Source organism: Cupriavidus basilensis OR16, from assembly GCF_000243095.1.
In the GTDB taxonomy this organism is placed as follows: domain Bacteria; phylum Pseudomonadota; class Gammaproteobacteria; order Burkholderiales; family Burkholderiaceae; genus Cupriavidus; species Cupriavidus basilensis_D.
In genome coordinates this window covers 1-20,279 of record NZ_AHJE01000108.1, presented here as the reverse complement: position 1 = coordinate 20,279, position 20,279 = coordinate 1, and the positions used below count along the sequence as shown (strand labels likewise).

Here is a 20,279-nt window from a genome sequence, read left to right as displayed (position 1 = left end):
TTGGGGGATCCTGCCCTCGCGCTATCGCCGCTTCAGGCGCGCGGCATTGCCCCGGATCACCTCCGGCTGTGCCAGTCGCTTGCTTCGGCGGGGGACGAGCCCGTCCTGGCCGGGTGCTCGCCGGGATCCAGGCTGGCGGTCGTCGGGCCGCTGTCTTTGGCTTCGTCGCGGCGCGCCGGCAGCGCGCCGGATGCGGCCACGCTGCGCATCGTTGTCCTCTGGCTCCGCCCATGAGGTCCCGTCGCGCGCAAGGATTCTCATTGATCGAACTGATGGTTGGCCTGGCGCTTGGCCTGCTCGTCAGCGCGCTGGCCGTGTCCACCTTCCATGCCGTGCAGCTCGCGTACCGCACCGCCGTGGATCTCGTGCTGCTGGAAGAACGCGGCCAGCGGGCGCTCGCCATCGTCACTCACCTGGTCCGGCATAGCGGCTGGCATCCGGTCGGGCCGGCCTTGCCGGCCAAAGCGCCGCCGGCGCTGTCAGGGCGCGACGATTGCGGCCAGCCGGGCATTGCCGCGCTGCCTACCTGCGCTCGCGGTGGCGTCAATGGCAGCGATGCACTGCTGGTGCGATTCAGCGGCAGCGGGCGCGCGCAAGATCCGACCCTGCCGGACCAGACCATGATCGATTGCAGCGGATACGCGTTGCCGGCGGCAAGCGTTGGCGATTCGCCTGATGGCGCGGCCCGCGCTTATGCGGGGGCGAGCTTGCTCTATATCGCCATCGGCGCGGATGGCGAGCCGCAGCTGTTGTGCCGCTATGCCAGCCGGCGCGACGGGCGGGTGCTGGCGGGAAGCTGGACTTCGGGCGCGCTGGTGCGCGGCGTGGAGACCATGCAGTTGCGATACGGCATCGATACCGATGCCGATGGCAAGGCCGATGCGTTCCTCCGCGCCGAGGAATTGCGCGCCAGGGGCGACGCGGCCTGGCGCGAGGTACTGGTGGTGCAGGTGGCACTGGTACTGCGTGGTGAGCGCCCACTGGCGCTGGCGGCAGCGCCAGCCGTGCTTAACTTGTTCCCGCCGGGCGCCCTGGGCGCGCATGGCGGCGACCTCGTCTTCTCGCCGCGTGACCGGCCTGCCCTGATCCGCCGGGTGTACTCGGCGTCCGTGCGGCTACGCAACCCCCGGCCCTGCATGGAGACGCTGTGCTGAGCGGCGCCGCTGCGCTTTGCCTGCTGCGCCGCAACAGGGCCGAAGGGAGTACCACGCTGCTGCTGACGGCCACAATGCTGCTGCTTGTGGCCGCCACGACCCTGGCGGGCCTGCAATTCCTGCTCGCCAGCAGGCAAGTGACCACTTACCAGCTCGAGCAGGAGATTGCCTTTCGCGCGGCGGAGACGGCATTGCTCGACGCGGAAGCGGAGTTGATGGCGGCGCTCAGAAACGGCGCGTCCGGGGTGGATAGCCGCCTTGCCGCGTGGCCGCTCCCAGGCCGATGTGGCGCTGGCGCGCAGCGGGGCCTTTGCCGGCCTGCCGCGAACATTCAGCCGCCTTGGGTGGATTGGCTCGATTCCCGCCGGCCCGACGCGGCCATCGGCATCGCGATGGGCACGTTCAGCGGCGCTACCCTGCCGGCATTGCCAGCCGGAGCGGCTGGCGCGGGTGCCATGCCGCGGTACGTTGTCGAGTTGCTGCACGAGCGCCCTCCTGGCGAATGGCTGGGATCCGACTACGCGTCGGGCAAGGGGCCGCGCCTGCGTTTCCGCATTACTGCGCTAGGCATCGGGCGCGATGCGGCAGTACGCAGCTTGCTGCAAAGCGAGCTCCAGCCATGACGTGTTGCGCCTGGTTTCACGACTCACTGACCGCGCTCGCCGCCGGACTGCTGCTCGCTGGCGCTGCGCAGGCCGCGGCCCTGGTGCCGCCTCCCACGTGGATGCCTGGCTGGCCGGGCCACGCCGAGTTCGTTGTTCAGCACGGTGCACGCGCTGCGCTGGTCTGGCTAGGCATGCGTGATGGCATGCTGCGCGCGTTCAATGCGAGTTCCGGCGAGGAGGTACTCGCTTACTTGCCGCGCCCAATGCGAAAACGGGGCCCCACACCCTGCCCCTACCCGGAGGCGGCCGATGTCTCGATCGAACCGGGTCGCTGGCGCACTGTGTTGCTGTGTGGCCTTCCGGCGAACATGACCGATCCGCAGGCGGGCGTCTTTGCCCTCGACATCACCAATGCAGCCACGCAGCCGCCTGTAGAGGCACTCTGGAGGGCCGAGGCTTCTGACGTACTGCCGCTGGCCCCGTCGGGCCCGGTCCGCGCATTGGCGCTCTCCACGCCTGAAGGCGCGCGCTGGTATGCCATGGTGACGCTGGGCGCCTCACCCGGTCGCCAAACCCGTCAAGGCGGGCCGCATCACGACGCGCCCCGTCACCAAGCCGGCATCGCCCTGCTGCCCATGGACAAGCCCGCGCACGCACCGTGGCAAGGCCGGCACGCGGTCGTGCGGCTGCTCCTGCCGGCCGGTGGTTGCGGCATCGCCGAACCCAACCCCGCGCTGCTTGCCGCGAGCATCCTGCCGGACGCTTCCGGCATGGCCCTGGCGGCGTATGCAGTCGATGCCGCCGGCGGGCTCTGGCGTTTTGATTTGCGCGGAGCGATGCCATGGCACGATAGCGGCCAGCGCGTCAGCTGCATACACAGGATGGAAAACCCGACGCCATCGTCATGCGCGATCGTGCCGCCAGTGCTAATCAGCGCCGCCGGCGGCTACCTGGTGGTGTACGGACACGGCAACCATGTCAGCGCTGTCTTCGACGGCGCGAGCTTTGCGGACAACGGCAAGCCGAGTAGCGGCGCCGCGCGCATTGTGGCCCAGCCCCAAGGAAGCGGCGTGGTGCTGCGCCGGCAGGCTGGCACAGGGGATACGCAAGGCCGGCCAGGCGTTGCCGCCGGCTGGCACTTGCTGCTTCCAAATCCCGGCGAGCGACTGGACCGGCTTCTGCCCGCCGATCCGGGCTACCTTGGCGTTGTCACCCGGACACCCGACGCGCGCCAACGCGCATACCTGATCCACGCGCTGAGCGGGGAATCCGCTACCAGCGCGCAGGCGGGCGGCTCTCTCAATCACGTGGCGACCGGGTTCCGAGCCAGCGCCAGGGCGGCAATCGCTCTCGAACGTACAGCGCTACCGCCAGAGCGTGCGGCGTCACCGGGTGTCACATCGATCGAGGCCGTGGCGCTCACGCTCTGGTCCCGGGAGGACGGACGCGCCGTGCCACTGAACCGCACCATCGCCAGCCGCCGCACCGGCCGCCTCAGGTGGCGCGAGCTGACCCGCTCCGGCTCGCCGTGAGGCTCCGATGCGCCCGATCGATCCACGGCCAACCGCGCCAACGCATCCCGGAGACCCATCCATGACGCCCTGCCCCCGCCCGACCGGCTTCACCCTGCTGGAGTTGCTGGTCACGCTGACTGTCTCCGCGATCCTCGTGGCGATGGTGATGCCTGCCTGGCACCAGCACCTGGCGCGCGGCTGGCGCGCCGAGGCGCGCAGCGCACTAGTCGGGGTAATGCTCGACCTGGAGCGCCACGCACTCGCCACCATGAGCTTCGCCGCTCAGCCGGGAGGCGCCGTGGTGGCCGGCAGCTGGCCGCGGCCGGTACCCGCGCAACCGGCGCGCCCGCGGCATTGGATCAACGCCAGCGCCTGCCCGGGCAGCGGGCTGGCGCAATGCGTGGAGCTGCGCGCAGTGCCGCAGACGCCGGATGCGTCATGCGGCACGCTCATCCTGCGCAGCACCGGCGAATGGCTTGCACAGCCCGCCTTTGCCACGGAGCCGGTGCCGCTGCCGCCGGCTTGCTGAGGTGGCCTGCGGTCGGTTCTGGCACCGGCAGCGGCGTCGCGGTGCAACGCTTGCCGAACTGCTGACCTGCGTCGCCGTGCTGGCCATCCTGGCAGCACTGGCCTACCCGTCCTGGCAGCGCCTGCAGGCACGGCAGCAGGTGATGCTGGCGGCGGATCGCCTGGCCGGCTCGCTGGCGCTGGCGCGCGCCAGCGCCGTGGCCCGCCGCGCGAAAGTGATACTGGCGCCCTTGCCCGGCGCGTCGACGCTGGACGGTGGATGGCGCCTGACACTGGAGCCGGGGAGCGCGTCTGACCAGGGTGATGCCGGCTTGCTTGCTGTCGTCGAACTGCGCGATGCCTGCCTGCGCATTGCCCTGCGCTCGACCGAGCAAGGCAGCAATACGCTGCGCATGACAGCTGTGGGATACTCTCGCTCAGAGCAAGGCGGGTTTCTCGCCGCCACCTTCACCGTGACCTGCCGGGGCGAACAGCGGCAGCTAAGGCTCGGTGCCCACGGCCGCGTCCGCTTGTGCACGCCGGGGCAGGATGCCGATTGCGACGGCCTCGCACAGTCCGAGCCGCCCTGACACCTGATGACTGTAACCCTATCCAACTCACCGCCCGCGCGGCAGGAAGCACCAGGCCCCATGTTCTCCGATACCGACCACGCAGCCATGGCACAGGCTCTCGCACTCGCCGAGCGTGGCATGTACACCACCACGCCCAACCCGCGCGTTGGCTGCGTTTTATCCAAGGACGGCAAGATCATCGGCCAGGGATTCACCCAGCCCGCCGGACAGGATCACGCAGAGATCCAGGCGCTCAAGGATGCCGCGGCGCGCGGGAACGATCCCAAGGGTGCCACGGCCTTTGTCACGCTCGAGCCCTGCAGCCATTTCGGCCGGACGCCGCCCTGCGCGGACGCGCTGGTGCGCGCCGGCATCGCGCGCGTGGTGGCGGCCATGGAGGACCCCAACCCGACGGTTTCCGGCCGTGGCTTGCAGCGACTGCGCGAAGCCGGGGTGGACGTACGCTGCGGCCTGCTCGAAAAAGAAGCACGCGAACTCAACATCGGCTTTGTCAACCGCATGACGCGGGGCCTGCCCTGGGTACGCGTCAAGGTGGCCGCCTCGCTCGACGGCGGCACCGCGCTGCACGACGGCAGCAGCCAGTGGATTACCGGCCAGGCGGCCCGAGACGACGGCCACGCCTGGCGCGCGCGCGCCAGCGCCATCCTGACCGGCATAGGCACCGTGCGCGACGACAACCCGCAGCTCAATGTGCGCGCCGTGGACACGCCGCGCCAGCCGCAGCGCGTGGTGGTGGATTCCCGGCTGGAGATTCCCCTGGACGCGCGCCTGCTGACGCCGGACACCGGAGACTTTGCCAAGCCCGTGCTGGTGTTCTGCGCCTTTGACGATACGGCGCGCCGGCGCGCCCTGGAAGCCCGCGGCGCGGAAGTCGTGGTGTTGCCCAATCCGCACGGCAAGGTGGAACTGCGCCACATGCTGGAAGAACTCGGCAGGCGCGGCATCAACGAGCTACACGTGGAAGCGGGCTTCAAGCTCAACGGATCGCTGATCCGCGAGCATTGCGCGGACGAGCTGCTGATCTACCTCGCGCCCAAGCTGTTGGGCGACGCACAAGGCATGTTCCAGTTGCCGCCCCTGGCGCGGCTGCAGGACGCCACGGCCTTCCGCTGGCACGACGTGCGCATGATCGGCGAAGACCTGCGCCTGATTGCGCGCCGCGCCGATCACGCCTGACCACTTGCCGGCAAGCCGCGAGAAAAACGCATCGGCTCCGCACCTGCTAGCATGCGTGTTTTCCCATTGCATCGCGCATCGATCATGTTCACTGGCATTGTCGCGGCCGTCGGCCGCATCGAAACCGTTTCCCCGCTGGGCGCCAGCGAAGCCGCAGCCGATGCCGGCGTGCGCCTGCGCATCCGTGCCAACGGGCTGGACCTGTCCGATGTCATCCTTGGCGACAGCATCGCCATCCAGGGTGCCTGCATGACGGTCATCGCGCTGGACGGCGACGCCTTCGACGTCGACGTTTCCCGCGAATCGCTCGACAAGACCGCTGGCCTGGACAAGCCCGGCCGGGTCAACCTGGAGAAGGCACTGACCCTGGCCGACCGCCTCGGCGGTCACCTGGTCTCGGGCCATGTCGACGGGCTGGGCGAAGTCACCCACTTCGCGCCGGTGGGCGAATCCCACGAATTGCGCGTACGCGCCCCGCGCGAGCTGGGACGCTACCTGGCCTACAAGGGGTCAGTGGTGGTCAACGGCGTGTCGCTGACGGTCAACAAGGTCATCGACGACGAACAAGGTTGCACGTTCTCGATCAACCTGATTCCCCACACGATTGAGGTCACCACGCTGCAGGATCTGAAGCCCGGCGCGCGCGTGAACCTGGAGATCGACCTGATCGCGCGCTATGTTGAGCGCATGTTGAGCGCGCCGAAACCCGCCTGACACGCGTGTCTTCGGTGACCTGCCAGCCTGCCAAGGTCACCCGACTAGCTGCCGCCCACCGTCACACGAGGGCCGTCGGCATTGACCCGGCTGGCGCCGCGCGCCCTGCGGCGTCCGGTTGACGTACAATATTGGGCCAGACCGCTGCCGCGGCCAGCCGGTATACCCCGGAGCGGCAGCCGGCCAGCAAGCCATCCCGCCCGAAATTCAGCCAGAATTCCAGCCCAAACTCCAGCCAGCTTCCCAGCCTGCAAGCCATGACAATCGCCCGTACAGAAGAAATCATTGCCGAAATCCGTGCCGGCCGCATGGTCATCCTGGTTGACGAGGAAGACCGCGAGAACGAGGGCGACCTGGTTCTGGCTGCCGATTTCGTCACACCGGAGGCGATCAACTTCATGGCCAAGTACGGCCGAGGCCTGATCTGCCTGACGTTGACCGCCGAACGCTGCCGCCAGCTCGAGCTGCAACCCATGGTCAGCCGCAACGGCACGGTGCACGGCACCAACTTCACCGTGTCGATCGAGGCAGCCGAAGGCGTCACAACCGGCATCTCGGCAGCCGACCGGGCCCGTACCGTACAAGCTGCAGTGGCCAAGGATGCCCGTGCCGCCGACCTGGTCCAGCCCGGCCATATCTTCCCGTTGACGGCCCAGCCCGGTGGCGTGCTGATCCGCGCCGGCCATACCGAAGCCGGATGCGACCTGGGTGCCCTGGCTGGCCTGACGCCCGCGGCGGTGATCTGCGAGATCATGAAGGACGACGGCACCATGGCGCGCCTGCCGGACCTGATCGAGTTCGCACAAGAGCATCACATCAAGATCGGCACCATTGCCGACCTGATCCACTACCGCAGCCGCACCGAGAGCATCATCGAGCGCGCCGGCGAGCGCACCATGCAGACGCCGTACGGCACGTTCCATAGCATCATCTATCGCGACAAGCCGAGCGGCCGTGCTCACCTGGCGCTGGTCAAGGGCACCCCCCAGGCCGATCGCGAAACGCTGGTGCGCGTGCACGAGCCACTTTCCACGCTGGACCTGCTGGAAGTGTCGCGTACCACGCACTCCTGGAGCGTGCCCGCCGCGCTCGAGGCCATTGCGCAGTCCGAGCACGGCGTGATGGTGCTGCTGAACTGTGGCGACACGGCGGAACAGCTGTTTACGCAGTTCTCGGCGCTCGACGCGCCGCAAAACCGCCCGCGCGTGAAGCCGGACCTGCGCACCTACGGTACCGGCGCCCAGATCCTCAAGGATCTCGGCGTGGGCAAGATGCGCGTGCTGGCATCTCCGCTGAAAATGCCGAGCATGACCGGCTATGACCTTGAAGTGACTGGCTACCAGCCCATGAGCGGCGGCCAGGCTAACTGAACGACCGAATACCCGGCGGCCGCGAGCCTGTCGCGGGCCGCCACCCCGAACCCAGGAGAAGATAAGATGGATCACGGTTTCTACCCCAGCAACCTCGAAGGTGAAGGCCTGCGCATCGGCATCGTGCAAGCGCGCTTTAACGAGCCGGTTTGCGCCGAGCTGCTCGAAGCCTGCGTCGCCGAGCTGGAAAAGCTAGGCATTGAAGGCGAGGACACCCTGGTGGTGACCGTGCCGGGCGCCCTCGAAGTGCCGCTGGCATTGCAAAAAATGGCTGAAAGCGGCCAGTTCGACGCACTGGTCGCGCTGGGCGCGGTTGTGCGCGGCGAGACCTATCACTTCGAGCTGGTCTCGAACGAATCGGGCGCCGGCATCAGCCGCGTCGGCCTGGACTTCAATGTGCCCATCGCCAACGGCATCCTGACCGTCGACACCGACGCCCAGGCCCATGCCCGCACCCGCGAGAAGGGCCGCGACTGCGCCCGCGCCGCGGTGGAAATGGCTAACCTGGTCTCGGCGCTGGATTCGCTGCGCAGCCAGGAAGCCGAGGAAGACGAGGACGACGATGAGTGACGCGCCCGATAGCAACCCCGCCGGCAAGCCGGCGGACGACGCCGGCGCGAAGCCCATCGCCAAGGCCGAGCCCAAGGCGGCGCCCAAGAGCGCGCGCCGCCGCTCGCGCGAACTCGCGCTGCAGGGTCTGTACCAGTGGCTGCTGAACCGCAACGATACCGATGCGATCCAGGCCCATCTGCACGACGCCCAAGGCTTCAACAAGGCTGACCGCGAGCACTTCGATGCACTGCTCAATGGCGCGATCCGCGAAGAAACCCGGCTGACGGGCGCCTTCGAGCCGTTCCTGGACCGCCCGGTAAGCGAGTTGTCGCCAGTCGAGCGCGCGGCCCTGCTGATCGGCAGCTACGAGCTGATCCACTGCGTGGATATCCCGTACAAGGTCGTCATCAACGAAGCCGTGGAACTGACCAAGACCTTCGGCGGCGTGGAAGGCTACAAGTATGTCAACGGCGTGCTGGACAAGCTGGCCGCCAAGGTGCGCGCGCCGGAACTGGCCGCCCGACGCTGAACGACGGCAACCGGCGCCGTTCACGGTGCCATGCTTGCCGTACCGACACCCGCTCCGGCGGGTGTTTTTACTTCTACCGCACCGAACGCCCGACCAACACCCGATCAACTCCGCCCTACTCCCCTCAACCCAACTTATCAGGCCCACCAGGCCTGTCCTAGCCATGGATCTGCAGCGCCTCGCCACTGCCTCCCGTCTTGCCAATATCGACGCCTTCCACGTGATGGAGCTGGCCAAGCAGGCCGCCGAACTCGAGCGTGCCGGGCGCCACATCATCCACATGGGGATCGGTGAGCCCGACTTCACCGCCGCCGAGCCCGTGGTACCTCTGATGCCCGACCCCAGCTACCCCTGCAACCGGCATTTCGTTGCCGCCTTCGACGGCCGCGCGAAGATGATCCCGAGCGGGCCGGCCCAGCGCTTCCAGCTCACGGCGGAGCAAGTGCAGGCGCACTGGGGCGAGCAGACCCGCGGCGTACTGCTGGCGTCGCCCTCCAACCCCACCGGCACTTCGATCCTGCCGGACGAACTGGCGCGCATCCTGAAGGCCGTGCGGGCCCGCCAGGGCTTTGCCATTGTCGACGAGATCTACCAGGGGCTGTCGTATGATGCACCGCCGGTATCGGCGCTGAGCCTGGACGACGACGTGATCACCGTCAACAGCTTCTCCAAGTACTTCAATATGACCGGATGGCGCCTGGGCTGGCTGGTGGTGCCGGATGAACTGGTAGGCGCCTTCGAGAAAGTGGCGCAGAACCTCTTCATCTGCGCGTCGGCCGTCGCCCAGCACGCCGCGCTAGCCTGCTTCTCCCCCGAAGCGCTGGCGATCTACGACGCACGCAAGGCGGAATTCCACCGCCGCCGCGATGCTATTGTGCCGGCGCTGGAGTCGCTGGGCCTGCGGGTGCCAGTCAAGCCGGATGGCGCCTTCTATGTCTACGCGGACTGCCGCGGCGTCAACCACCCGTCCGCAGGCGATGCCGACGCCCTGACCCAGGCCATGCTGCACGATGCCGGCGTGGTGCTGGTGCCGGGCCAGGACTTTGGCCCATACACGGCGCGCGACTATATCCGGATCTCTTATGCAACCTCGATGGAGAACATCGAGGAGGCCATGGCGCGCCTGGCCAAGTTCTTTGCCTGAACACCGGGCATAGCCGTCGCTGCAACGAAAAAAGCACCCCGGAGGGTGCTTTTTTTCTGCGCTGCCCGAGCTACGAGGATCCCTCGATCAGGCGCTTTTCGGGATGTTGCCCGCCGCTTCCAGCTTGTCACCGGTCGTGCCTTGACGATGCTCGGCCTGTGCCTTGGCATCCGCCGACACTTCCGGCTTGGCCGACACCGGCTCCGCAACGACGCTGCGCACACCCGGTAGTTGGCGCAGGCGTGCACGCTCTGCCAGCACCTTGGCGCCATATCCGCCATCGGTGTTGGTGGTCGCCGCACCCACAGCGAACCGGCGCGGGCGATGCAGTCCTTGAGCACCAGCGCACCTATCTTGATGTTGGCGTACGGGTTCAGCGCGGCTGCCACGCCGCCCACGGCCTCGTACTTGTCCTGATGGACCTTGGTCATCACCTGCATCAGGCCCTGCGCGCCCACGCCGCTCTCCGCGTACGGATTGAAGCTGGACTCGATCGCGATCACGCCCAGGATCAGCAGCGGATCGATGCCGACCTCGCGCCCCGTCAGGTAGGCGGCCTTCACCAGTTTGCGCGGTGGCCTGCGCCGCCACGCGATACTTGCGCGCGATGTACTCAGCCACCACAGCCTGCTCGCGCGCGCTGCCGAGCGTGGCCGGGTTGCGCGCATCGAGCGCCACGCGCTGTGCCGGGATCTGCGCGGCCAGGTGGGCCACGGAGGGAATCTTGCCAGCGGGCTGCTGGCCCCAGTCGTCGGTGCCGGACACGGTCGGCAAACCTGCGGGCTTGGACTGCGCCATCGTCAGCCCCAGCTTGGCCGCGGCCACATCGGCCGTGGAAGCTGGCACTGCCGCTTCCATCAATACCGCGGGCGCTTCCTCGCCGGCCAGCGCACCGGCCAGGGCCGTACGCCATTCCTGGCTGACAGACAGCGATACCGCTGCGACTACAGACACGACCCCGAGACTGTTCAGGGCATATTTCAATGTTGCGCGGCCGCTCCGTAAAGCGCGGCCAGCGACCGGATGCGCAAGGCGGACCTGCAACGCCCGACTCACTCCGGGTACCGGGTGTCTGAAACGGACCTGCAATGCCCGTCCGACTCCGGGAAGATGAAGGGTTTTCCAACCACTCATACTTACCTCCATCCGCTGTCCGCTTCGTGCCGCGCTGTTGCGCCACACGCCCGTTGACCGCGTATTCAAGTAAGGATGCCGCGCCGCCTAGCAAAGACGTCCAGCACCTGTTGGTGGGCGCTCCCCATGCGCCCAACGAGAAACAGGGTAGGCTCTTGGGGGAGCCTGCCCTGCCGCGAACTACTCAAAGCACCCGGCCACGGCCGGGGCGATCGATCGAATCCGTCCTGCTCAGACGCATCCGCTCATATGATCAGATATGGATAATTCCCCACTAATCCCCTTGACAGGGCAGAAGAAAATGTGCTGCACCGCAACACTCCAACGAGCAGAACCGGATTGTAGGAACCCTTTTATACATCGTCAAGAATAACGTTTCAAATTAACAAAGCTTTTGGTTATATGTAACAAGGGGCTTTGATGCACTTCCGCGCCCCCTCCATTGGGTGAAACTCAGTACTGGCAATGCATGGAGGCGATCCTTGCCGACCGCGGCATCGTCGTAAAATTTACAATTTGGACATGAAAATTAAGACGATTTTTTTGTGCCCCATCACATTCATGTGATGATTACATCATGCCATTTGCATGGACAGGTGCGCTAACGTGCCTGCGCCTCAATCGAATAAATCATGAAATACAACGACTTGCGCGATTTCCTGGGCCAACTGGAAGGCCTTGGCGAACTAAAACGGATCGATGCGCCGGTGTCGCCCAACCTCGAAATGACCGAAATTTGCGACAGGCTGCTGCGCGCTGGCGGACCGGCAGTCGTGTTTGAAAACCCGAGCGATCCCCATCGGCCTGGTCAGACTTATAGCGTGCCCGTACTGGCCAATCTGTTCGGCACGACACGCAGAGTGGCGCTCGGCATGGGTGCCGAAAGCCTGGCCGACCTGCACGACATTGGCCGCGTCCTGTCGGCGCTCAAGGAACCCGAGCCACCCCGCGGCCTGCGCGAAGCCGGCAAGCTGTTCACCCTCGTCAAATCGGTGTGGGACATGGCGCCCAAGCGCGTCAGCAGCCCGGCCTGCCAGGAGGTGGTGTGGGAAGGCAACGACGTGGACCTGGCGCGCCTGCCGATCCAGACGTGCTGGCCGGAAGACGCAGCGCCGCTGATCACCTGGGGCCTGGTGATCACCAAGGGGCCGCACAAAAAGCGCCAGAACCTGGGCATCTACCGCCAGCAGGTGATCAGCCGCAACCAGGTCATCATGCGCTGGCTGGCGCATCGCGGCGGCGCGCTGGATTTCCGCGAGCACGCGCTGGCCAACCCCGGCAAGCCGTTCCCGATCGCGGTGGCGCTGGGCGCGGACCCGGCCACCATCCTCGGCGCCGTCACCCCGGTGCCCGACACCTTGTCGGAATACCAGTTTGCGGGTCTGCTGCGCGGCAGCCGCACCGCGCTGGCCGGCTGCATCACGCCAACGCTGTCCGAGCTGAGCGTGCCGGCCTCGGCCGAGATCGTGCTGGAAGGCCACATCCAGCCCGACCCGGATCACCCATCCGGCTACCAGCATGCGCTGGAAGGCCCCTATGGCGACCACACCGGCTATTACAACGAGCAAGACTGGTTCCCTGTCTTCACCATCGACCGCATCACCATGCGGCGCGACCCGATCTACCACTCCACCTATACCGGCAAGCCGCCCGATGAGCCCGCGGTGCTTGGCGTGGCGCTCAATGAAGTGTTCGTGCCGCTGCTGCAAAAGCAGTTCCCGGAGATCACCGACTTCTACCTGCCGCCGGAGGGCTGCAGCTACCGCATGGCCGTGGTGCGCATGAAGAAGCAGTTATATGAAGAAGCAGTACGCTGGTCACGCCAAGCGCGTGATGTTCGGCGTCTGGAGCTTCCTGCGCCAGTTCATGTATACGAAGTTCATCGTGGTGGTGGACGACGATGTCGACGTGCGCGACTGGAAGGAAGTGATCTGGGCCATCACCACCCGTGTCGATCCCGCGCGCGACACCGTGCTGGTAGAGAACACGCCGATCGACTACCTCGACTTTGCCTCGCCGGTGTCGGGGCTGGGTTCAAAGATGGGCATCGATGCCACCGATAAATGGCCCGGCGAAACCACCCGCGAATGGGGCCGTCCGATCCAGATGGATGCCGCGGTCAAGGCCCGGGTCGACGGCATGTGGGACGCCTTGTTCGAAGCCCGCGCCAAGGCGTGATGGCGGGCAGCATGTAAGATCACACCAAATACCGCATTGCAACCCATCCGCACGTCCGCGCGAGACGGACCCGAGGAGGAGACATGACCACCCTTGAAGAAGGGCAACTGAGATGGACGCCGTCACAAGCGTTCCGCGACGGCAGCCGCATTGCGCACTTCATGCGCTGGCTGGAGAACGAGCGCGGCCTCGCCTTTGCCGACTACGCCGCGCTGTGGCAATGGTCGGTGACCGACCTGGAAGCCTTCTGGGACGCCATCCGCGCCTATTTCGACCTGCGCTTCGATACCCCTGCCGAGCGCGTGCTCGGCAGCGCTCAGATGCCCGGCGCGCGCTGGTTCGAAGGCGCCCGCCTGAACTACGTGCAGCAGGTGTTCCGCCATGCCGGCAGCGGCGCCGCGCGCGAGCGCACGGCCATCCGCTACGCCGGTGAATCCATCGCGGTCACCGACCTGAGCTGGGATGCGCTGGAGCAGCAGGTTGCCTCGCTGGCGCATGCCTTGCGCGGCATGGGCGTGGCGCGCGGCGATCGCGTGGCGGGTTACCTGCCGAACATCGCCGCCACGGTCGTCGCCTTCCTGGCCACCACCAGCCTGGGCGCAATCTGGTCTGGCTGCGCCCCCGACATGGGCCAGGTAGCGGTGAGCGACCGTTTCCGCCAGATCGAGCCCAAGGTGCTGATCGCCGTCGATGGCTACCGTTACGGCGGCAAGGCCTACGATCGAGCGCCAGTGCTGGCCGACCTGGCCGCCGCCCTGCCCTCGCTCACAGACCTGGTACTCGTACCCGGCGAGCACACCGATGCGCTTGCCGCCCCCGACGCCATCCCGCTTCCCGCCAACGTGCGTCGCCACGCATGGCAGGCGGTGCTGGCGCATCGCGTACCGCTGGCGATCGAATCCGTGCCGTTCGACCACCCGTTGTGGATCGTCTACTCGTCCGGCACCACCGGCATGCCCAAGCCCATCGTGCACGGCCACGGCGGCATCGTCATCGAGCAGCTCAAGCTGATGGCGTTTCACAACAACCTCGGGCCGGATGACGTCTTCCACTGGTACAGCAGCAGCGGCTGGATCATGTGGAACGCGCAGATCGCGGGGCTGCTGCTGGGCAGCACCATCGCGCTTTACGACGGCAATCCCGCCTGGCCCGATGCCGGCGTGCTGTGGCGCTTCGTGGATGCCGCGCGCGTCACCGCCTTTGGCGCTGGCGCCGCGTTTTTCACGGCCGGCATGAAGGCCGGGATCGAGCCCGTGCGCGTGGCCGACCTTTCCCGGCTGCGCGCGCTCGGCTCGACCGGTTCGCCGCTTGAACCTGACCTGGATCGGTATCGCCGGCGGTGCCGACGGCCCCAACCCGTTCAATTTCATGAACCTGATACAGCGCGCCGCTGACGGCATCTGCATCACCTCGGAATCCCTTCTCAGGAACGTCCTTCCGCTCAACATGATGTCCTTGGCGATGGGCTTCCATCCGCGCGTGGGCACCGAAGACACGCTGACCGACCAGCGCGACAATCGCATGACGTCGGTCCAGCAGGTGCAGCAGTGCGTGCGCGTTGCCAACGAACTGGGTCGCGAGATCGCCAGCGGCAAGGAAGCGCGGGAGATTTACCGCATCGGTACCTGGTACGACAGCATCAACGAGACGCTCGCTGCCAATGGCATGGCGCCCAACCGCCAGCCCGGCGTACGAGGCGTTCCGCTGCGCGCGGCCTGATCCCGGCGTCGCCCGGCCCCGCTTCCGAAGGGGCTGGGCCGTATTCAGGCTGAGAAGCCACCCCCGCCGATGCGAAGTCGGAAGACATCAAAGGTAGCTTTCCATGAAAAAGCTCCCGAGCTGGAGACACAGACCATGAACCCGCATTCCGCCGCCTCGGGTACAGAAGGCAGTGATGGCTATCTCGTCGGCCGGCCCAAGGCCTGGTTCGCCTTCGCGATGACCTTCGCGCTGATGTTGTTCGACTACATTGACCGCCAGGTCATCGTTTCGCTGTTCCCCCACATGAAGGCTGCCTGGGGCTTGTCCGACATGCAACTCGGCGGCCTGGTGTCGATCATTTCCATCGTCGTCGCCGTGGGCGGCCTTCCCGTCGCGCTGCTTGCTGACCGCTGCAGCCGGGTCAAGAGCATCTTCATCATGGCCACGGTGTGGAGCCTGGCCACGATCTCCTGCATGTTCACGCGCAATTACAGCCAGCTCTTCCTCGCGCGGGCCGTCGTGGGCGCTGGCGAGACCGGCTACGGCTCGGTGGGCGGCGCCCTGATCGCGAGCCTGTTTCCCAAGCGCCTGCGCGCTACTCTGCTCGGCGCGTTTCTCGCTGCGGCATCGATCGGCTCTGTGCTCGGCGTGGTGTTGGGCGGCGTCGTCGCGGCCCACTGGGGCTGGCAGGCCGCGTTCGGTGTGGTGGGTATCCCAGGACTGGTCCTGGCATTTCTGTACCTGCTGGTGCCAGACTACAAGACCGTCGAACTCGCCCCGCGCATGGATCGGGCGGAGCGGCAATCCGTGCAGGGGTTCGCCAGGCAGATCGTCACGGCCTTGACCAGTTCACCGACCGTCTGGTGGACATGCCTCGGCGCCGCGTTCCAGCTCATTGTCGTGTCGACTATCTGGTCCTGGTTGCCCAGCTATTTCCACCGGTACCATGGCGTCGCCGCGGACAAGGCCGCCATGCAAGCCGCGGTCGTCGTGCTCTGCGGCGCGGCAGGCTCTTTCATCTGGGGCGTGGCCGCAGACGCCGTCGGGGTACGCCGGCCTCGCAACAAGCTCGTGCTGATGGCTACGCTCGCCACGGCGACGCTGGTGGTCTTCGTGACCGCGTTTGGCGGCTCGATGGCCGCCAACCAGCAGTTCCTGCTGATCGCGCTTGGCGGCCTGATGATGATGTGCTCGGTGGCGCCGGCTTCGAGTGTGGTGTTCAACGTGATCCATCCGGGCGTGCGCTCCACCGGCGCGGCCATGCTGTCCCTGTTCCAGAACCTGTTTGGCCTGGCTGTCGGGCCCTTCGTGGGCGGCCTCGTATCCGATGCCTGGGGCCTGCAGACGGCGCTCGCTGTCATGCCCGCGTTTGGCCTGCTAGCCGCACTGTGCTTCCTGCGCGCCATGCGCACCTACGAGTCGGAACTCGCAAACTTCGCCAATATCAGGCTGGATGTCGCTCCCACTGCGGCATCGCCTGTGGCGGTATCTGCCTGACCTCGCACTGCATCCACACCTCCAGGCTGCGTCGCGACAGGACGCAGCCAAGATGAGTACCCAGCAATGAGCATTTCCAGCACTTCGATATCCGCCGCCGGCTTGCCCGAAGCCGCAGCAACGGCCGTGCCCGCATGGTCACCGTCATCCGATACCGTCCGCCGCGCACGCGTCACGGCATTCATGCAGTGGCTCGAGCGGGAGCGCGGCCTGTCCTTCGCCGACTACGACGCCCTGTGGCGATGGTCAGTCGACCATATCGGCGCCTTCTGGCTGGCACTGTGGGAATGGGCAGACATTGTGTCACCGCAGATGCCCATAGTCGCGCTTGCCAAGGCCAACATGCCGGGCGCCACGTGGTTCCCGGGCGTTCAGATGAACTATGTCGAGCAGGTGTTTCGCCATGCCACGACCGATCACCCCGCTATCGTCTTTCGCAATGAGGCCGGTGAAGCCGGGGAGATGAGCTGGGCCGAGCTCGAACGGCAGGTCGCGTCGGTGGCGGCATCGCTGCGCGGCATGGGCGTGGACTGCGGCGACTGCGTAGCAGCGTTCCTGCCGAATACGCCGCAGGCCATCGTTGCATTCCTGGCGGTGGCAAGCATCGGTGCGGTGTGGTCGGCATGTGCGCCCGACATGGGCGAGTTGGCGGTCCTGGATCGCTTCCGCCAGATCGAGCCCAAGGTGATGATCGCGGTCGACGGTTATCGCTACGGTGGCAAGGCGTTCGACCGCCGCACGCTCCTGCACTCGCTGCTGGAGCAGTTGCCGAGCGTGGAGCGGGTCGTGCTGGTGCCCGGGCTCGCTGATGAATCGTCGTGCTACGCGTTTCGCGGCGGCGTAGCCTGGGCGGAAGCGATCTCATTGGACGTCCCGCTCGATCCCGAGCATGTGCCGTTCGACCATCCGCTCTGGGTTGTCTATTCCTCGGGCACCACCGGCCTGCCGAAGCCCATTGTCCATTCGCAGGGTGGCATCGTGCTCGAGCATGTCAAGCTCACCACGCTACATCTGGACCTGCATCCTGGCGACCGCTTCTGCTGGCAGGCCAGCACCGGCTGGATCATGTGGAACCTGCAGGTAGGCGGATTGCTGGCCGGGGCGACCGTGTGCCTGTTCGACGGCAATCCGGGCTACCCGAACATGGAGACGCTCTGGCGGTTCATCGACGAGGCGAAGGTCGACTTCTTCGGCGCCGGCGCGGCGTATTTCCAGTCGTGCCTCAAATCCGGTGTCGAGCCGCGCGCGGCAGCCGATCTCTCGCATCTGCGTGCGATCGGGTCGACGGGATCGCCCCTGTCGCCCGAGAGCTACCGCTGGATTCTCGACCGCGTCGGCCCGGTGTGGATCAATGCGCTGTCGGGCGGGACAGATTTCGCGGGCTGTTTCGTCGCCGGCGTTCCCACGCTGCCGGTCTACCTCGGGGAAATGCAGTGCCGCTGCCTCGGCGCGCGGGTCGAGGCCTTCGACGAGGCCGGAAGATCGGTGATTGACGAGGTAGGAGAACTCGTCTGCACGGCGCCGATGCCATCGATGCCCCTCTATTTCTGGAACGACAAGGACAACTCGAGGTATCGAGACAGCTACTTCGATACCTATCCCGGCGTGTGGCGCCACGGCGACTGGATCAAGATCACTGCGCACGGCGGCGCCATCATCTACGGCCGCTCGGACGCGACCATCAACCGCCACGGCATCCGCATGGGCACCAGCGAGCTGTACCGCGTAGTGGAGGACCTGCCGGAGGTGCTCGACAGCATGGTGGTGGACCTGGAGTACCTGGGGCGCGACTCGTACATGCCGCTGTTCGTGGTGCTGCGCGAGGGCATGGTCCTGAGCGATGCATTGCGCGACACCATGCGCGCGCGCATCCGCAGCGCGCTGTCCTCGCGCCATGTGCCCAACGAGATCCTGCAGGTGCCCGGTGTGCCGCGCACGCTGTCGGGCAAGAAGATGGAAGTGCCCATCAAGAAGCTGCTGCTGGGCCACGCGCCCGACAAGATCGCCAACCGAGACGCCATGGCCAACCCGGAAACGCTGGACTGGTATTTCGCCTACGCCGAGCGCTTTATCGCCGCACGCGCGCGCGAATCCGCCGCGGTGTAAGACGAACAAGGGCGCACCGTGGTGCTGAACGCCGCGGCGCGCCCTCTTCTTTCCCCTGGCAAGAACGTCAGAACTCCACTTCGAGTTCGCTGATTTCGTCGGGCTCCTTCTTCGCCGCGGCGATCCATTCCTGCAACTCCGGCATGGCGAGGATCTGCTTGCAGTACTCCACCGGCGCCGGATCCAGCATCACGCCGTAGGTCACGAAGCGCGTCACCACCGGCGCGTACATCGCATCGGCCATGGTGCGCGTTGCGCCAAACAGATAGGGGCCACCGTACTGCGTCAGGCACTCGGTCCAGATCTGCGCGATGCGGTCGATGTCGGCCTGTGCACGCGACCACACCTTGAAGCCAGGAAAGTGCCCCTTCAAGTTCATCGGCAACGCCGCGCGCATGGCGGCGAAGCCCGAGTGCATCTCGCCGCAGATGGCGCGGCAATGCGCGCGCGCGGCACGATCATCGGGCAGCAATCCGGCCTTGGGGCGAACCTCGTTGAGATACTCGGCGATGGCCAGCGTGTCCCACACGGTCACGCCCTGGTGCAGCAGGCGAGGAACGAGAATCGAAGGCGACAGCAGCAGGATTTCCGCGCGCGCCGCGGCGTCGTCGGGGGGCACCAGCACCTCCTCGAATTCCAGCCCCGCGAAGCGCACCAGCAGCCAGCCACGCAACGACCACGATGAATACGTCTTACTGCTGATGGTGAGTGTCGTCCTTGCCATCCCGCCTCCTTGCCACCTGGAAAAGCCGTTGCACGGCGGGCGCACCCCGTGCTCTGTGTGCCAGCAGACGGTGCGCCCGTGCCTGTCGCTGCAGTGTCGCGCTATCCATTGTGTGCTTTGCGCTCGCTGCTTCTACTATGAATTTGTACTACATCATGGCGGGGACATTGGTGCTGCTTGCGCTTGCCTAGCGCTTAGCTTGAAACGACGCAAAGGATTGCGTCGCACCTGAAGCAGGCACGCATCGGATACGCGGTTTCATGCTCAAACATGCTGCGGCCACGCCGGCACCGGCACGGTGCGCCGCGCAGCACCAGCATGAAGCAGATGGTCTGGCGAAGCGCCGCGTGCGTTGTCCGCGCGCGGCGCCTGCGCCGCATACGAACCAGAACGGATCACCCCGTTCCGCCATACGGGCAGGCCCGCAAGCCTCATGCCAACGGGATTCGCCGTGGCACGCATATTGCGGCTGATGAGGTCAACGCATAAAAAGGGGCGAGCCATGCTGTATCAGGTGTACCAGACTTATGCGGATATCATGCAGCCCGCCTGCAGCCTGGCCGACATGGTGTCGAGCACGCTTTGCGCCAACCCGCGCCTGGCGGAAAGCGAGCCAATGCGCGCCACGCGCGCCGCCTGCGACGTGCTCTCATTAAGCCGCTTGACGCACCATCGCCCGCCCTTCGCCATCGACAGCGTCATGGTGAACGGCATGCCGATACAGGTCACGGAGGAAGTGGCAGCGAGCACGCCGTTCTGCTCACTGCTGCACTTTCGCAAGCACGGTGTCTCCGGCCAGCCGCGCGTGCTGCTGGTAGCGCCGATGTCGGGCCACTTTGCCACGTTGCTGCGCGGCACCGTGCAGACCATGCTGCGCGATCACGATGTCTATATCACTGACTGGCACAACCCGCGCGACATCTCGCTGGCGCACGGCCGCTTTGGCTTTGACGAGTACGTCTACCACCTGATGGATTTCCTGCGCACGCTAGGCGGTGGCACGCACCTGATGGCGGTATGCCAGCCCACTGTGGCCGCGCTCGCCGCCGTGGCGTTGATGGCGGAGGATAACGATCCGGCG

14 protein-coding genes and 5 pseudogenes are annotated in these 20,279 nt (G+C 66.4%); 17 read left to right on the top strand and 2 right to left on the bottom strand.

What is annotated here, in order from left to right:
- The first annotated feature begins 230 nt into the window (after positions 1 to 230).
- The 11 genes from OR16_RS32260 (at position 231) to OR16_RS32210 (ending at position 9,858) form a co-directional block, all read left to right on the top strand.
- Positions 231 to 1,154 carry a PilW family protein gene (locus OR16_RS32260; protein WP_043422019.1) on the top strand — a complete coding sequence of 308 codons (924 nt, stop codon included), beginning with the start codon at positions 231 to 233 and terminating at the stop codon, positions 1,152 to 1,154.
- Positions 1,148 to 1,777, top strand: a complete 630-nt coding sequence (locus tag OR16_RS32255; protein ID WP_006162922.1) for a pilus assembly protein — start codon at positions 1,148 to 1,150, stop codon at positions 1,775 to 1,777. The genes OR16_RS32260 and OR16_RS32255 overlap by 7 nt, the downstream gene beginning before the upstream one ends.
- Positions 1,774 to 3,291, top strand: a complete 1,518-nt coding sequence (locus OR16_RS32250) for a hypothetical protein (protein WP_006162921.1) — start codon at positions 1,774 to 1,776, stop codon at positions 3,289 to 3,291. The genes OR16_RS32255 and OR16_RS32250 overlap by 4 nt, the downstream gene beginning before the upstream one ends.
- A gap of 61 nt (positions 3,292 to 3,352) precedes the next feature.
- Positions 3,353 to 3,802 (top strand): type IV pilin protein, encoded by a 450-nt coding sequence (locus OR16_RS32245; protein WP_006162920.1) that lies wholly within the window; start codon positions 3,353 to 3,355, stop codon positions 3,800 to 3,802.
- A 1-nt stretch (position 3,803) separates the two neighbouring features.
- Positions 3,804 to 4,370 carry a GspH/FimT family pseudopilin gene (locus OR16_RS32240; protein ID WP_006162919.1) on the top strand — a complete coding sequence of 189 codons (567 nt, stop codon included), beginning with the start codon at positions 3,804 to 3,806 and terminating at the stop codon, positions 4,368 to 4,370.
- A 60-nt stretch (positions 4,371 to 4,430) separates the two neighbouring features.
- Positions 4,431 to 5,549: a bifunctional diaminohydroxyphosphoribosylaminopyrimidine deaminase/5-amino-6-(5-phosphoribosylamino)uracil reductase RibD gene (gene ribD, locus OR16_RS32235; protein WP_006162918.1), complete on the top strand. Its 1,119-nt coding sequence runs from the start codon at positions 4,431 to 4,433 to the stop codon at positions 5,547 to 5,549.
- An 84-nt stretch (positions 5,550 to 5,633) separates the two neighbouring features.
- Positions 5,634 to 6,263 carry a riboflavin synthase gene (locus OR16_RS32230; RefSeq protein ID WP_006162917.1) on the top strand — a complete coding sequence of 210 codons (630 nt, stop codon included), beginning with the start codon at positions 5,634 to 5,636 and terminating at the stop codon, positions 6,261 to 6,263.
- A gap of 257 nt (positions 6,264 to 6,520) precedes the next feature.
- Positions 6,521 to 7,633, top strand: coding sequence for a bifunctional 3,4-dihydroxy-2-butanone-4-phosphate synthase/GTP cyclohydrolase II (ribBA, locus tag OR16_RS32225; RefSeq protein WP_006162916.1), 1,113 nt, complete (start codon positions 6,521 to 6,523; stop codon positions 7,631 to 7,633).
- A 66-nt stretch (positions 7,634 to 7,699) separates the two neighbouring features.
- Positions 7,700 to 8,203, top strand: coding sequence for a 6,7-dimethyl-8-ribityllumazine synthase (ribH, locus tag OR16_RS32220; RefSeq protein ID WP_006162915.1), 504 nt, complete (start codon positions 7,700 to 7,702; stop codon positions 8,201 to 8,203).
- Positions 8,196 to 8,714, top strand: a complete 519-nt coding sequence (gene nusB, locus OR16_RS32215) for a transcription antitermination factor NusB (RefSeq protein WP_006162914.1) — start codon at positions 8,196 to 8,198, stop codon at positions 8,712 to 8,714. The genes ribH and nusB overlap by 8 nt, the downstream gene beginning before the upstream one ends.
- A 163-nt stretch (positions 8,715 to 8,877) precedes the next feature.
- Positions 8,878 to 9,858: a pyridoxal phosphate-dependent aminotransferase gene (locus OR16_RS32210; RefSeq protein WP_006162913.1), complete on the top strand. Its 981-nt coding sequence runs from the start codon at positions 8,878 to 8,880 to the stop codon at positions 9,856 to 9,858.
- 87 nt (positions 9,859 to 9,945) lie between these two features.
- On the opposite strand, the pseudogene OR16_RS32205 reads toward OR16_RS32210, so the two are convergent.
- A pseudogene (locus OR16_RS32205) lies at positions 9,946 to 10,992 on the bottom strand (transglycosylase SLT domain-containing protein).
- A gap of 632 nt (positions 10,993 to 11,624) precedes the next feature.
- On the opposite strand from OR16_RS32205, the pseudogene ubiD reads away from it, so the two are divergent.
- From ubiD to OR16_RS32180, 5 genes and pseudogenes are all read left to right on the top strand, one after another.
- Positions 11,625 to 13,170: pseudogene (ubiD, locus tag OR16_RS32200) on the top strand (4-hydroxy-3-polyprenylbenzoate decarboxylase).
- 83 nt (positions 13,171 to 13,253) lie between these two features.
- Positions 13,254 to 13,526, top strand: a pseudogene (locus OR16_RS48525) (acetyl-coenzyme A synthetase N-terminal domain-containing protein); the annotation flags it as partial.
- A gap of 6 nt (positions 13,527 to 13,532) precedes the next feature.
- Positions 13,533 to 14,889, top strand: a pseudogene (locus tag OR16_RS48520) (AMP-binding protein).
- A gap of 135 nt (positions 14,890 to 15,024) precedes the next feature.
- The gene (locus OR16_RS32185; protein ID WP_006162910.1) at positions 15,025 to 16,368 is read left to right on the top strand and encodes an MFS transporter; all 1,344 of its coding nucleotides are present in this window, start codon (positions 15,025 to 15,027) and stop codon (positions 16,366 to 16,368) included.
- Positions 16,369 to 16,434: 66 nt separating this feature from the next.
- Positions 16,435 to 18,474: an acetoacetate--CoA ligase gene (locus OR16_RS32180; RefSeq protein WP_006162909.1), complete on the top strand. Its 2,040-nt coding sequence runs from the start codon at positions 16,435 to 16,437 to the stop codon at positions 18,472 to 18,474.
- A gap of 67 nt (positions 18,475 to 18,541) precedes the next feature.
- Here the strand turns inward: OR16_RS32180 and OR16_RS32175 are convergent, their stop codons facing one another.
- The gene (locus OR16_RS32175; protein WP_006162908.1) at positions 18,542 to 19,198 is read right to left on the bottom strand and encodes a glutathione S-transferase family protein; all 657 of its coding nucleotides are present in this window, start codon (positions 19,196 to 19,198) and stop codon (positions 18,542 to 18,544) included.
- 502 nt (positions 19,199 to 19,700) lie between these two features.
- Between OR16_RS32175 and OR16_RS32165 the strand changes: the two are divergent.
- Positions 19,701 to 20,279, top strand: a pseudogene (locus OR16_RS32165) (polyhydroxyalkanoate depolymerase); the annotation flags it as partial.